The 13,345-nt window shown below is 61.0% G+C and carries 16 protein-coding genes; 10 read left to right on the top strand and 6 right to left on the bottom strand.

Annotated features, from left to right (window positions below; translation table 11 throughout):
- Positions 1-24 precede the first annotated feature (24 nt).
- From J7E36_RS02020 to J7E36_RS01995, 6 genes are all read right to left on the bottom strand, one after another.
- Entirely contained in the window at positions 25-1,518 is a 1,494-nt protein-coding gene (locus J7E36_RS02020; RefSeq protein WP_214999386.1) for an RNA polymerase factor sigma-54, read from the bottom strand.
- 165 nt (positions 1,519-1,683) lie between these two features.
- The gene (gene lptB / locus J7E36_RS02015) at positions 1,684-2,409 is read right to left on the bottom strand and encodes an LPS export ABC transporter ATP-binding protein (protein ID WP_214999384.1); all 726 of its coding nucleotides are present in this window, start codon (positions 2,407-2,409) and stop codon (positions 1,684-1,686) included.
- The gene (gene lptA, locus J7E36_RS02010; protein WP_214999382.1) at positions 2,409-2,954 is read right to left on the bottom strand and encodes a lipopolysaccharide transport periplasmic protein LptA; all 546 of its coding nucleotides are present in this window, start codon (positions 2,952-2,954) and stop codon (positions 2,409-2,411) included. The genes lptB and lptA overlap by 1 nt, the downstream gene beginning before the upstream one ends.
- Positions 2,941-3,510 (bottom strand): LPS export ABC transporter periplasmic protein LptC, encoded by a 570-nt coding sequence (gene lptC, locus J7E36_RS02005; RefSeq protein WP_214999379.1) that lies wholly within the window; start codon positions 3,508-3,510, stop codon positions 2,941-2,943. The genes lptA and lptC overlap by 14 nt, the downstream gene beginning before the upstream one ends.
- Before the next feature lie 7 nt (positions 3,511-3,517).
- Positions 3,518-4,042: a KdsC family phosphatase gene (locus J7E36_RS02000; RefSeq protein WP_042729880.1), complete on the bottom strand. Its 525-nt coding sequence runs from the start codon at positions 4,040-4,042 to the stop codon at positions 3,518-3,520.
- Complete coding sequence (locus tag J7E36_RS01995; protein ID WP_214999377.1) at positions 4,043-5,017, bottom strand: KpsF/GutQ family sugar-phosphate isomerase; 975 nt, start codon at positions 5,015-5,017, stop codon at positions 4,043-4,045.
- 276 nt (positions 5,018-5,293) lie between these two features.
- Here J7E36_RS01995 and J7E36_RS01990 point away from each other — a divergent pair, with 276 nt between their 5' ends.
- From J7E36_RS01990 to hisC, 10 genes are all read left to right on the top strand, one after another.
- Positions 5,294-6,103, top strand: coding sequence for an ATP-binding cassette domain-containing protein (locus J7E36_RS01990; protein WP_214999375.1), 810 nt, complete (start codon positions 5,294-5,296; stop codon positions 6,101-6,103).
- Entirely contained in the window at positions 6,103-6,900 is a 798-nt protein-coding gene (gene mlaE / locus J7E36_RS01985; protein ID WP_214999373.1) for a lipid asymmetry maintenance ABC transporter permease subunit MlaE, read from the top strand. The genes J7E36_RS01990 and mlaE overlap by 1 nt, the downstream gene beginning before the upstream one ends.
- Positions 6,900-7,367, top strand: a complete 468-nt coding sequence (gene mlaD, locus J7E36_RS01980; RefSeq protein ID WP_214999370.1) for an outer membrane lipid asymmetry maintenance protein MlaD — start codon at positions 6,900-6,902, stop codon at positions 7,365-7,367. The genes mlaE and mlaD overlap by 1 nt, the downstream gene beginning before the upstream one ends.
- A gap of 11 nt (positions 7,368-7,378) precedes the next feature.
- Complete coding sequence (locus tag J7E36_RS01975) at positions 7,379-8,032, top strand: MlaC/ttg2D family ABC transporter substrate-binding protein (RefSeq protein WP_214999368.1); 654 nt, start codon at positions 7,379-7,381, stop codon at positions 8,030-8,032.
- Positions 8,029-8,334, top strand: coding sequence for an STAS domain-containing protein (locus J7E36_RS01970; RefSeq protein WP_214999366.1), 306 nt, complete (start codon positions 8,029-8,031; stop codon positions 8,332-8,334). Before J7E36_RS01975 ends, J7E36_RS01970 begins: the two co-directional genes overlap by 4 nt.
- Positions 8,335-8,448: 114 nt before the next feature.
- Positions 8,449-8,688: a BolA family protein gene (locus J7E36_RS01965; RefSeq protein WP_214999364.1), complete on the top strand. Its 240-nt coding sequence runs from the start codon at positions 8,449-8,451 to the stop codon at positions 8,686-8,688.
- Positions 8,689-8,710: 22 nt separating this feature from the next.
- Positions 8,711-9,976 (top strand): UDP-N-acetylglucosamine 1-carboxyvinyltransferase, encoded by a 1,266-nt coding sequence (gene murA / locus J7E36_RS01960; RefSeq protein ID WP_214999362.1) that lies wholly within the window; start codon positions 8,711-8,713, stop codon positions 9,974-9,976.
- Positions 9,977-10,105: 129 nt separating this feature from the next.
- Positions 10,106-10,741, top strand: a complete 636-nt coding sequence (hisG, locus tag J7E36_RS01955) for an ATP phosphoribosyltransferase (protein WP_214999360.1) — start codon at positions 10,106-10,108, stop codon at positions 10,739-10,741.
- A gap of 121 nt (positions 10,742-10,862) precedes the next feature.
- Entirely contained in the window at positions 10,863-12,200 is a 1,338-nt protein-coding gene (gene hisD / locus J7E36_RS01950; RefSeq protein ID WP_214999358.1) for a histidinol dehydrogenase, read from the top strand.
- 1 nt (position 12,201) lies between these two features.
- Positions 12,202-13,254, top strand: a complete 1,053-nt coding sequence (gene hisC / locus J7E36_RS01945) for a histidinol-phosphate transaminase (protein ID WP_214999356.1) — start codon at positions 12,202-12,204, stop codon at positions 13,252-13,254.
- The last annotated feature ends 91 nt before the right edge of the window (positions 13,255-13,345 follow it).

The following is a 13,345-nucleotide window of genomic DNA, read 5'->3' as shown; positions in this document are numbered from 1 at the left end:
ACTGGAACGCTGTGACATGGCCTGTTACATCAACCGCTTGCGTTCGCTCGAAGGTGCGATCCCGAGGGATTCGCGGTATTTGGCGACGGTACGGCGGGCCACCTGAATGCCTTGTGCCTCCAGTAAACCAGCGATCTTGCTGTCACTCAACGGCTTTTTCTGATTTTCCGCCGCCACCAGTTTCTTGATGATCGCGCGGATGGCCGTGGACGAGCATTCGCCGCCTTCGGAGGTGCTGACGTGGCTGGAGAAAAAGTATTTCAATTCATAGATGCCCCGTGGGGTATGCATGAATTTCTGGGTGGTGACCCGGGAAATCGTCGACTCGTGCATGCCTACCGCCTCGGCAATGTCATGCAGGACCAGCGGTTTCATCGCTTCGTCGCCGTACTCCAGGAAGCCGCGCTGGTGCTCGACGATCTGGGTGGCCACTTTCATCAGGGTTTCGTTGCGGCTTTGCAGGCTCTTGATGAACCAGCGCGCTTCCTGCAACTGGTTGCGCATGAAGGTGTTGTCGGCGCTGGTGTCGGCGCGCCTGACGAAACCGGCGTACTGGGGGTTGACCCGCAGCTTGGGCACCGACTCCTGGTTCAGCTCCACCAGCCAGCGGTCGTTGTGCTTGCGCACGATGACGTCAGGCACCACGTATTCGGGTTCGGTAGACTCGATCTGCGAGCCGGGTCGCGGGTTCAGGCTCTGGACCAGCTCGATGACCTGGCGCAGTTCGTCTTCCTTGAGCTTCATGCGCCGCATCAGTTGGCTGTAGTCGCGTCCGCCCAGCAGGTCGATGTAGTCAGTGACCAAGCGCTTGGCCTCGGCCAGCCAGGGCGTCTTGGCGGACAACTGGCGCAGTTGCAGCAGCAGGCACTCACCCAGGTTGCGGGCGCCGATGCCGGCCGGCTCGAACTGCTGGATGCGGTGGAGAACGGCTTCGATCTCGTCCAGCTCGATGTCGAGCTCAGGGTCGAAGGCTTCGAGGATTTCCTCGAGCGTCTCGTCCAGATAACCCTGGTTGTTGATGCAATCGATCAGGGTGACGGCGATCAGGCGATCGGTATCGGACATCGGCGCCAGGTTCAACTGCCACAGCAGGTGGCTTTGCAGGCTCTCGCCAGCGGAGGTCCGGGTCGTGAAGTCCCACTCGTCGTCATCGCTGCTCGGCAGGCTGCTGGCGCTGGTCTGGTAGACGTCTTCCCAGGCCGTGTCGACGGGCAGGTCGTTGGGAATCCGCTCGTTCCATTCGCCCTCCTCGAGGTTATCCACCGTTGGGGCGGCCTCCTGGTACGACGGTTCAGGGATTTCGGTGTTGGTTTTCTGCTCGACGTTGTCGGCCAGTGGATCGGTATTATCGAAGTCGTCGCCTTCTTCCTGGCGTTCGAGCATCGGATTGGACTCCAAGGCCTCCTGGATTTCCTGTTGCAGGTCCAGGGTCGACAATTGGAGCAGGCGGATGGCCTGTTGCAGCTGCGGCGTCATCGTCAGCTGCTGGCCCATTCTCAAGACTAGCGATGGTTTCATGGCAGGGGCTTAACACCTTATTCGCCGGCGCACATGCGCCATCCACTACAGGGCGCCGGAGCGCCTAACTTAAGCAAATTATATGCCTGAAACTGAAGTGTTTGCCTAGGGCATCACCATAATAAAATCGGCGATGCCCGCAGCGCTTCGCCAGGCATTTTTGGCTTACAGGCGGAACTCATGGCCCAGATACACTTCCTTGACCAGGTCGTTGGCCAGGATGGCAGCGGAGTCGCCCTCGGCGATCAGCTGGCCGTCATTGACGATATAGGCGGTTTCGCAGATGTCCAGGGTATCGCGCACGTTATGGTCGGTGATCAGCACGCCGATCCCCTTGGCCTTGAGGTGGTGGATGATCTGCTTGATATCGCCCACCGAGATCGGGTCCACGCCAGCGAAGGGTTCGTCGAGCAGGATGAACTTCGGTGCGGTGGCCAGCGCGCGGGCAATCTCCACGCGGCGCCGTTCGCCACCGGACAGGCTCATGCCCAGGTTGTCGCGAATGTGGCTGATGTGGAATTCCTGCAACAGGCTTTCCAGTTCCTGGCGACGACCGGCCTTGTCGAGTTCCTTGCGGGTCTCGAGGATCGCCATGATGTTGTCGGCCACCGACAGTTTGCGGAAGATCGACGCTTCTTGCGGCAAATAGCCGATACCCGCCTTGGCCCGACCGTGCATCGGCTGATGGCTGACGTCCAGGTCGTCGATCAGCACACGACCCTGGTCGGCCTGGACCAGGCCGACGATCATGTAGAAGCAGGTCGTTTTGCCCGCGCCGTTGGGGCCGAGCAGGCCGACGATCTGGCCGCTGTCGATGGACAGGCTGACATCACGCACGACCTGACGGCTCTTGTAGCTCTTGGCCAGGTGCTGAGCTTTCAGAGTTGCCATTACTGGGCCTTCTGCTCGGTTTTCTTTTTAGGCTGGATCACCATGTCGATCCGTGGACGCTGCTCGGTCACCTTGCTGCCGGTGGCGCGACCGGCGCTGGCCAGTTTCTTGTTGGTGTCGTAGACGATTTTCTCGCCCTGGGTGACGTTGTTGTCCTTGTCGATGACCTTGGCCCGGTCGATCAGGACGACGCGGTCCTGGGACGCGTGATACTGGATGGTCACGCCGTAGCCCTGCACGGGCTTGGTGTCGCCGGCGGTTTGCAACTGCTCGAAGTAGGCCAGGTTGCCCACCGAGGTCACCACATCAATGTCACCATTTGGGGTGCGGGTGATGGTGACGGTGTTGCCGGTCACCTTCATCGAGCCTTGGGTGATGATCACGTCACCTTTATAGGTGGCCACGCCGTTCTTGTCGTCCAGCTGGGCGTCGTCGGCCTGGATACGGATAGGTTGGTCGCGGTCGTTGGGAAGAGCCCAGGCGCTCGCGCTTCCCAGTGCTGCGCCCAGACTGAGCAAAATAGGGAGGGTTTTAGCGAGCTTCATACTGTCCTCTTACGTTCGATAGCAGGTGTATCCTGCTTTCCTTCAAATACGCTTTCATGCCCGTGCCGGTCGATACACCGCCGGCACCGTCGATTCTAACGGGTTGCTCGGTCTGCGCATATTGCTGCTGCGGGAACACGGTCATGCGTGTGCTGGTGATGATGGTCGTGCGGTTTTTCTCATCGGTCCGGGCGACGCGCACCGAGTCGATCAGTTCCACTTCGGTGCCGCCGGAGTTGACCTCGGCGTGCTCGCTCTGCACATGCCATGGAAACGCGGTGCCGCGGAACATGTTCAGGTCTGGCGTGGTGACCAGCGTAATATCCGTCGCCTTGACATGGTCGACCTTGTCGGCCGTCATCTCGTACTGCACCTTGCCGTCGGGCAGGTACTGCAGGGTATGGGTGTTGGTGGCATACCAGTCGATTTTTTCCTCGACCACGGCCGCGGGTTGGTCGAGAAACCGTTCCGGGCTGATGTTCCAGTAGCCCACTGCGGCAAAAATCGCCGCGATACAGGCAAATACCACGATAGTGCGAATTTTCTTGCTCAGCATAAATGGCTCACAGGTACGCGGCGTTGGCCGCTTCGAGACGGCCCTGGGCGCGCAGGATCAGTTCACAGAATTCGCGGGCCGCACCTTCGCCGCCGCGAGCCGTGGTCACACCGTGGGCATGTTCGCGTACGAAACCGGCCGCATTGGCGACCGCCATGCCCAGGCCGACCCGGCGAATCACCGGCAGGTCCGGCAGGTCGTCACCGAGGTAGGCCACCTGTTCATAGCTCAGGTTGAGCTGACCCAGAAGCTCGTCCAGGACGACGAGCTTGTCTTCGCGCCCCTGGTAAAGGTGAGGGATGCCCAGGTTCTTCGCGCGACGCTCGACCACTGGGGTCTTGCGGCCACTGATGATGGCGGTCTGCACGCCGGCGGCCATGAGCATCTTGATGCCCTGGCCGTCGAGGGTGTTGAAGGTCTTGAACTCGCTGCCGTCTTCGAGGAAATACAGGCGACCGTCGGTCAGCACGCCGTCCACATCGAATACGGCCAGCTTGATGGCCTTGCCGCGTTGCAACAGATCTGTGCTCATTTACATGACTCCCGCACGCAACAAATCGTGCATGTTCAGGGCGCCCACCGGACGGTCATCGTCGTCGACGACCACCAGGGCGCTGATCTTGTGGTCTTCCATGATTTTCAAGGCCTCGGCGGCGAGCATCTCGGCACGGGCCGTCTTGCCGTGGGGCGTCATGACCTGGTCGATGGTTGCGCTGTGGATATCGACGGTACGGTCCAGGGTGCGGCGCAGGTCACCGTCGGTGAAGATCCCGGCCAGTTTGCCATCGGCTTCCAGGACCACGGTCATGCCCAGGCCCTTGCGGGTCATTTCCATGAGCGCGTCCTTGAGCAGCGTGCCGCGCTGCACTTGCGGCAACGCTTGACCTGCGTGCATCACGTTTTCGACTTTCAGCAGCAGGCGACGGCCGAGGGCGCCACCGGGATGAGAGAAAGCGAAGTCTTCGGCGGTAAAGCCCCTGGCTTCCAGCAGCGCCACGGCCAGGGCATCGCCCATGACCAGAGCGGCGGTGGTGGAGGAGGTCGGTGCCAGGTTCAGCGGGCAGGCTTCGTGTTCGACATGCACGTTGAGGTTCACTTCGGCGGCCTTGGCCAGCGGTGAATCCGGATTGCCAGTGAGGCTGATCAACTGGATGCCCAGGCGCTTGATCAGCGGCAACAGCGTGATGATTTCATTGGTGGTGCCGGAGTTGGACAGCGCGAGGATGATGTCGTCGCGGGTGATCATGCCCATGTCACCGTGGCTGGCTTCGGCCGGATGGACGAAAAATGCCGTGGTGCCGGTGCTGGCCAAGGTGGCGGCAATTTTGTTGCCGATGTGCCCGGACTTGCCCATGCCAACCACGACCACACGGCCCTTGCTGGCCAGAATAATCTCACAGGCGCGCACGAAATCAGCGTCGATATGGGGCAGTAAGCCTTGTACGGCTTCAAGTTCGAGGCGGATGGTGCGTTGTGCCGATTGAATCAGGTCGCTGGATTGGCTCATGTCAGAAATCGTATAGCCCGATGAAAAGGCGCCGATTATAGCGGCAATGAACAATTCCCTCACGTAAGTTCGTCATGCTTTGTGTGAATGAGTCGCGGGGCTTGACACAAGCGGTGTTCTTTAAACCGGCAGCGGTCTGATTGGCCGCTGGCATGGGCCTTGGGCGCAGGACGGTTGCAGTGATATAGTTCGCCGCCGGTTCGGATGTCCGGCGGTACCGGCGTTGGTCGGCTGGCCGGGGCGTTCGAATGTGAGGCTGCATCGCAAGGAGTTTAGATGAGTGCCGACAACGCCTACGCGGTCGAGCTGAAGGGATTGTCCTTCAGGCGAGGGACGCGCAGCATTTTCAATGACATCGATATTCGCATTCCACGCGGCAAGGTGACCGGCATCATGGGGCCTTCCGGGTGCGGCAAGACCACATTGCTGCGCCTGATGGGCGCACAGCTGCGCCCCAGTGCCGGCGAAGTCTGGGTCAATGGCCAGAATCTTCCCCTGCTGTCGCGCAGCGATCTGTTCGATGCACGCAAGCACATGGGTGTGTTGTTCCAGAGTGGTGCGCTGTTTACCGACCTGGACGTATTCGAGAACGTGGCCTTTCCCCTGCGTGTCCATACCGACCTGCCGGAAGAGATGATCCGCGACATCGTCCTGCTCAAGTTGCAGGCCGTCGGGCTGCGTGGTGCCCTTGACCTGATGCCGGACGAGCTGTCCGGTGGCATGAAGCGCCGGGTCGCGCTGGCGCGGGCCATTGCCCTCGATCCGAAGATCCTGATGTACGACGAGCCCTTCGTCGGGCAGGACCCGATCGCCATGGGCGTGCTCGTGCGCCTGATCCGCCTGCTCAACGATGCGCTGGGCATTACCAGTATCGTGGTCTCCCACGACCTGGCCGAAACCGCCAGCATTGCCGACTACATCTATGTGGTCGGCGATGGTCAGGTGCTGGGGCAGGGTACGCCCCAGGAGCTTCAGGACTCGGACAACCCGCGCATTCGCCAATTCATGAAGGGTGATCCGGACGGTCCGGTGGCGTTCCATTTTCCGGCCACGGATTACCGTACCGATCTGTTGGGGAAGCGCTGATGCGCAAGAAATCTTTACTGGAAAGAATCCGCCTGTTTGGCCGATCGGGTATCGACGTGGTGGCGGTGCTGGGGCGTTCTACGCTGTTCCTGATGCACGCGCTGCTGGGTCGCAACTCGACCGGCGGCGGCTTTGGCCTGCTGGTCAGGCAACTGCATTCGGTGGGGGTGATGTCCCTGGTGATCATCGTGGTCTCCGGGATCTTCATCGGCATGGTGCTGGCGCTGCAGGGCTTCAGCATTTTGTCCAGCTATGGTTCGGAGCAGGCCGTCGGGCAGATGGTTGCCCTGACGTTGCTGCGCGAACTCGGGCCGGTGGTGACCGCGCTACTGTTCGCCGGGCGCGCCGGTTCGGCGCTGACGGCCGAGATCGGTAACATGAAATCCACCGAACAGCTGTCCAGCCTGGAAATGATCGGTGTCGACCCGCTCAAGTACATCGTTGCCCCGCGCCTGTGGGCCGGCTTCATTTCCCTGCCGGTACTGGCGATGATCTTCAGCGTCGTCGGGATCTGGGGGGGCTCGTGGGTGGCCGTCGACTGGCTGGGGGTCTACGAAGGCTCCTATTGGTCGAACATGCAGAACAGCGTCAATTTCCTCGACGATGTGCTCAACGGTGTGATCAAAAGTGCCGTATTCGCCTTCGTGGTGACCTGGATCGCCGTGTTTCAAGGCTATGACTGTGAGCCCACGTCCGAGGGAATCAGCCGTGCCACAACCAAGACCGTGGTGTACGCCTCGCTGGCGGTCCTGGGCCTTGACTTTATTCTGACCGCCTTGATGTTTGGAGATTTCTGATGCAAAACCGCACCCTGGAAGTCGGTGTCGGCCTTTTCCTGCTGGCTGGCATCCTGGCCTTGCTGTTGCTGGCCCTGCGGGTCAGTGGGCTGGCACCAACTGCAAGCACCGATACCTATAAACTTTATGCCAACTTTGACAATATCGCCGGTTTGACGGTCAGAGCCAAGGTAACCATGGCCGGTGTCACCATCGGCAAGGTCACGGCAATCGATCTGAATCGCGAAGACTTCACCGGCCGGGTGACCCTGCAGTTGGAAAAGCGCGTGGATAATCTGCCGACTGACTCTACTGCATCTATCCTCACGGCCGGGTTGTTAGGCGAGAAGTACATTGGTATCAGCGTGGGCGGTGAAGATACCGTGCTCAAGGACGGCGGGACCATCCACGACACGCAGTCGTCGCTGGTGCTCGAAGACCTGATCGGTAAATTCCTGCTCAATACCGTTAGCAAAGACGCTAAATGAGGAGCTTCTGAATGATCTCTATCTTGCGACGCAGCCTGTTGGTGTTGCTCGCGGCGCTGCCGTTGATGGCTAACGCCGTGGCCGCGCCTTCGGCCCACGAAATCATCAAGACCACCACCGACCAGTTGCTGGCGGATCTTTCCGCCAACAAAGAGCAGTACAAGAAGGACCCGGGCGCATTCTACGAATCACTGAATCGTATCGTCGGTCCCGTGGTGGACGCCGACGGCATTTCCAAGAGCATCATGACCGTCAAGTACTCCCGCAAGGCTACCCCGGCGCAAATGACCCGCTTCCAGGAGAATTTCAAGCGCAGCCTGTTCCAATTCTATGGCAACGCCTTGCTGGAATATAACAACCAGGGCATCACGGTTGATCCTGCCAAGGACGAGTCGGGCGAGCGCACCAGCGTCGGCATGACCGTCAAGGGCAACAACGGCGCGGTCTATCCAGTGTCCTACACACTCGAAAAAATCAATGGCGAGTGGAAGGTTCGCAATGTGGTCATCAATGGCATCAATATCGGCAAGCTGTTCCGCGATCAGTTCGCCGACGCCATGCAGCGCAATGGCAACAACCTGGACAAGACCATCGATAGCTGGGCCGGTGAAGTGGCCAAGGCCAAGGAAGTCGCTGTAGACGCCCAAGAGAAGCAGCAGCAATGAGTGAATCGGTCGTTTGTCTGGGGGAAGCCGGCGAGCTGATGCTCAGCGGCGTGCTCGACTATCGCACCGGCCCGGCCCTGCGCAAACAGGGCCAGGCGCTGATCAAGTCAATCGGTGCCGCTGAAGTGGTCATCGATTGCTCGCAGGTGCAGAAGTCCAGCAGCGTCGGCCTGTCGCTGCTGCTGTGCTTCATTCGGGACGCCCAGGCGGCCGGCAAGACGTGGAGCATCCGCGAGATGCCCGAAGACATGCGCGAAATAGCCCAGGTCAGCGAGCTGGCCGAGCTGTTGGCGCACCCCTGATCCACATCCTGGGAAAAGCCCCCTGTCAGAGTCCTGCCATGCGGGGTTCGCAGGCGCGGGGCTTTTTTGTATGATGTGCGACCCGCGCGCACAGGGCGCCGATTGAGGTTGAGCATGCAGGCTGTAGAAGTTAAGAGCTTCCTTGAAAAAAAACTGCCGGATACGCAGGTGGAAGTTGAAGGTGAAGGCTGCAACTTTCAGCTGAACGTGATCAGCGACGAACTGGCGGCGTTGAGCCCGGTGAAGCGCCAGCAGCGGGTCTATGCCCATTTGAACCCATGGATCACCGATGGCAGCATCCACGCGGTCACTATGAAATTTTTCAGCAGCGCGGCCTGGGCCGAGCGCACCTGAGCCCAAGGGCGTCGAGATTCTTATGGATAAACTGATTATTACCGGCGGCGTTCGTCTTGATGGCGAAATCCGTATTTCCGGGGCAAAGAACTCCGCCCTGCCGATCCTGGCTGCAACCCTGCTGTGCGATGGCCCGGTGACAGTGGCCAACCTGCCGCACCTGCATGACATCACCACGATGATCGAGCTGTTCGGTCGCATGGGCATCGAGCCGGTGATCGACGAGAAGCTCAGCGTCGAAATCGACCCGCGCACCATCAAGACCCTGGTCGCGCCGTACGAACTGGTGAAAACCATGCGTGCGTCGATCCTGGTACTGGGGCCGATGGTCGCCCGTTTCGGTGAAGCAGAAGTCGCCTTGCCGGGCGGTTGCGCCATTGGCTCGCGTCCGGTGGACCTGCACATCCGCGGCCTGGAGGCCATGGGGGCGGTGATCGATGTCGAAGGCGGCTACATCAAGGCCAAGGCGCCAAAAGGCGGTTTGCGCGGCGCGAGCTTCTTCTTCGATACCGTCAGCGTGACCGGCACCGAGAACATCATGATGGCCGCGGCCCTGGCCAAAGGCCGCAGCGTGCTGCAAAACGCCGCGCGCGAGCCTGAAGTGGTGGACCTGGCGAACTTCCTGATCGCCATGGGCGCCAAGATCAAAGGCGCCGGCACCGACACCATCACCATCGACGGCGTCAAGCGCCTGCATTCAGCCACCTATAAAGTGATGCCGGACCGGATCGAAACCGGCACCTACCTGGTGGCCGCTGCCGTCACCGGTGGTCGCGTCAAGGTCAAGGACACCGATCCGACCATCCTTGAAGCCGTTCTTGAAAAACTCAAGGAAGCCGGTGCCGAAGTCACCTGCGGCGAAGACTGGATCGAAGTGAACATGCACGGCAAGCGGCCAAAAGCCGTCAACGTGCGGACCGCTCCGTACCCGGCGTTCCCGACTGACATGCAGGCCCAGTTCATCTCCCTCAACGCGATTGCCGAAGGCACGGGCGCGGTGATCGAGACGATCTTCGAAAACCGCTTCATGCACGTGTACGAACTGCACCGCATGGGCGCCAGGATCCAGGTCGAAGGCAACACCGCCATCGTTACCGGTACCGAAAAGCTCAAGGGCGCGCCAGTCATGGCCACCGACCTGCGGGCCTCGGCCAGCCTGGTGATCTCGGCCCTGATTGCCGAGGGCGACACGTTGATCGACCGCATCTACCACATCGACCGTGGCTACGAATGCATCGAAGAAAAACTGCAGATGCTCGGCGCCAAGATCCGCCGCGTACCGGGCTAGTCCTGGCTGCATGGGCACAAGGATGTGCCTTGATTTCGTTTCAGATCGAGGGTGTCTTTGCACCCTCGATGTCTGTTCGGCGCCGTTTGCGACCGGGCATGAGTACCTTGATAAGGACTGACGTCTTCCATGTTGACCATCGCACTGTCCAAGGGCCGCATCCTTGACGACACCCTGCCGCTTCTGGCTGAAGCGGGCATCGTGCCGACCGAGAATCCGGACAAGAGCCGCAAGCTGATCATCCCCACGACCCAGGCCGATGTGCGCTTGCTGATCGTGCGTGCCACCGATGTGCCGACTTACGTTGAACACGGCGCCGCCGACCTGGGTGTTGCCGGCAAGGACGTGCTGATGGAATACGGTGGCCAGGGCCTGTATGAGCCGCTGGACCTGCGGATCGCCCGCTGCAAGCTGATGACCGCCGGTAAAGTCGGTGCGACCGAACCCAAGGGGCGTCTGCGGGTGGCGACCAAGTTCGTCAACGTCGCCAAGCGTTACTACGCCGAACAGGGTCGTCAGGTCGACATCATCAAGTTGTACGGTTCGATGGAGCTGGCGCCGCTGATCGGCCTGGCGGACAAGATCATCGACGTGGTCGACACTGGCAATACGCTGCGGGCCAATGGCCTGGAGCCCCAGGATTTCATCGCCGATATCAGCTCCCGGCTGATCGTCAACAAGGCTTCGATGAAAATGCAGCACGCCCGTATCCAGGCTTTGATCGATACCCTGCGCAAGGCAGTGGAATCGCGACACCGCGGCTGATACACCTGCGCGACTCCGGTCGCGCCCGTCTATCCGTGTCATAGCCAATTTCTCAGGTGCCCACGCGAATGGACTGGTAGCTTAGGGCGCCTGAGCATTTGCCATTAATGAGGCCCTCGCTATGACCGCTCCCACTTCGATTCGCCGACTCAACGCTGCCGATCCGGATTTCGCCCATCATCTGGATCATCTGCTGAGCTGGGAAAGTGTGTCTGACGACTCGGTCAATCAGCGGGTGCTGGACATCATCAAGGCCGTGCGCGAGCGCGGCGATGCCGCGTTGGTGGAATTCACCCAGAAGTTCGACGGCCTGCAGGTGGCGTCCATGGCCGACCTGATTCTGCCGCGCGAGCGCCTGGAACTGGCCCTGACCCGGATCACCGTGCCCCAGCGTGAAGCGCTGGAAAAAGCCGCCTCCCGGGTGCGCGACTACCACGAACGGCAAAAGCAGGACTCCTGGAGCTACACCGAGGCAGACGGCACGGTGCTGGGCCAGAAAATCACGCCCCTGGACCGCGCCGGCCTGTACGTGCCAGGCGGCAAGGCGTCTTACCCATCCTCGGTGCTGATGAACGCTATCCCGGCCAAGGTCGCCGGCGTGACCGAAGTGGTCATGGTCGTCCCGACCCCGCGCGGTGAAATCAACGAACTGGTACTGGCTGCGGCCTGCATCGCCGGTGTGGACCGGGTTTTCACCATCGGCGGTGCCCAGGCCGTGGCCGCCCTGGCTTACGGCACCGAAAGCGTGCCGAGGGTCGACAAGGTCGTCGGACCGGGCAACATTTATGTCGCCACGGCCAAGCGTCACGTGTTCGGCCAGGTGGGTATCGACATGATTGCCGGCCCGTCGGAGATCCTTGTGGTGTGTGATGGCAAGACCGACCCGGACTGGATCGCCATGGACCTGTTCTCCCAGGCCGAGCACGACGAAGACGCCCAGGCCATTCTCGTCAGCCCGGACGCGGAGTTTCTCGACAAGGTCGCCGCCAGCATCGACAAGCTGCTGCCGACCATGGATCGCGCCGAAATCATCAACACGTCGATCAATGGCCGTGGCGCGTTGATCAAGGTCGATGACATGGAGCAGGCGATCGAGGTTGCCAACCGCATCGCACCGGAGCACCTGGAGTTGTCGGTCGGCGATCCGCAGGCCTGGCTGCCGAAGATCCGTCACGCCGGTGCAATTTTCATGGGCCGCCACACCAGTGAAGCCCTGGGCGATTACTGTGCAGGTCCCAACCACGTGTTGCCGACTTCCGGTACCGCGCGTTTCTCCTCGCCGCTGGGGGTGTATGACTTCCAGAAGCGTTCGTCGATCATCTTCTGCTCCGAGCAGGGCGCGTCCGAGTTGGGCAAGACGGCTTCGGTGCTGGCCCGTGGCGAATCGCTGAGCGCCCACGCCCGTAGCGCCGAGTACCGCATTCTTGATGAGCCGTCGATTGACGGGCAGGGGAACTGACATGAGTAAATTCTGGGGCCCGTTCGTCAAGAACCTGGTGCCTTACGTGCCGGGTGAACAGCCGAAGCTGACCCGGCTGGTCAAGCTCAACACCAACGAGAACCCCTACGGACCCTCGCCCAAGGCGCTCGCGGCGATGCAGGCCGAGCTGAACGACAACCTGCGCCTGTACCCGGATCCCAACAGCGACCAGCTGAAAAACGCGGTGGCCCGCTATTACGGCGTGCAGGGTAACCAGGTGTTCCTCGGTAACGGTTCGGATGAAGTGCTGGCGCATATCTTCCATGGCCTGCTGCAACACGACCAGCCGATCCTGTTCCCGGACATCAGCTACAGCTTTTACCCTGTTTACTGCGGGCTGTACGGCATCCGGTTCGACGCGGTGCCACTGGATGAGCAGTTCCGGATCGCCCCCGCAGACTATGCCAAGCCGAACGGCGGGATCATCTTCCCCAATCCGAATGCGCCGACCGGTTGCCTGCTGGCGCTGGAGGCGGTGGAGCAGATCCTCAAGGCCAGTCCGGATTCGGTGGTGGTGGTCGATGAAGCCTACATCGATTTCGGCGGCGAAACAGCCATCAGCCTGGTGGACCGTTACCCGAACCTGCTGGTCACCCAGACGCTGTCCAAGTCCCGTTCGCTGGCGGGGCTGCGGGTGGGCCTGGCGGTGGGCCATCCTGACCTGATCGAAGCGCTGGAGCGGATCAAGAACAGCTTCAACTCCTACCCGCTGGATCGCCTGGCAAACGTCGGCGGCGCGGCGGCGTTCGACGACCGTGCGTATTTCGAGCAGACCTGCCGGTTGGTCATCGAGCATCGCGAATGGGTGGTGGCGCAGTTGGAGACCAAGGGGTTTGAGGTGCTGCCTTCGGCGGCCAACTTCATCTTCGCCCGTCATCCTCGGCACGATGCCGCCGGGTTAGCGGCGAAGCTGCGCGAGCAGGGCGTGATCGTGCGGCACTTCAAGCAGGAACGGATCGCCCAGTTCCTGCGAATCAGCATTGGCACACCGGAGCAGAACCAGGCGCTGATCGACGGCCTCGGCGAACTCTGACGCTCCCACAGTTGTTTCCGGCGTTCACGAAATTGGCGTTTCACCGCAGGCCCGCTGTGGGAGCGAGCCTGCTCGCGATGGCGTCGGATCA

This window comes from Pseudomonas fluorescens, from assembly GCF_018614775.1.
Classification (GTDB): domain Bacteria; phylum Pseudomonadota; class Gammaproteobacteria; order Pseudomonadales; family Pseudomonadaceae; genus Aquipseudomonas; species Aquipseudomonas fluorescens_BY.
Note: the sequence above shows the minus strand (reverse complement) of the source record. Positions and strands in the feature narration are given on the sequence as shown.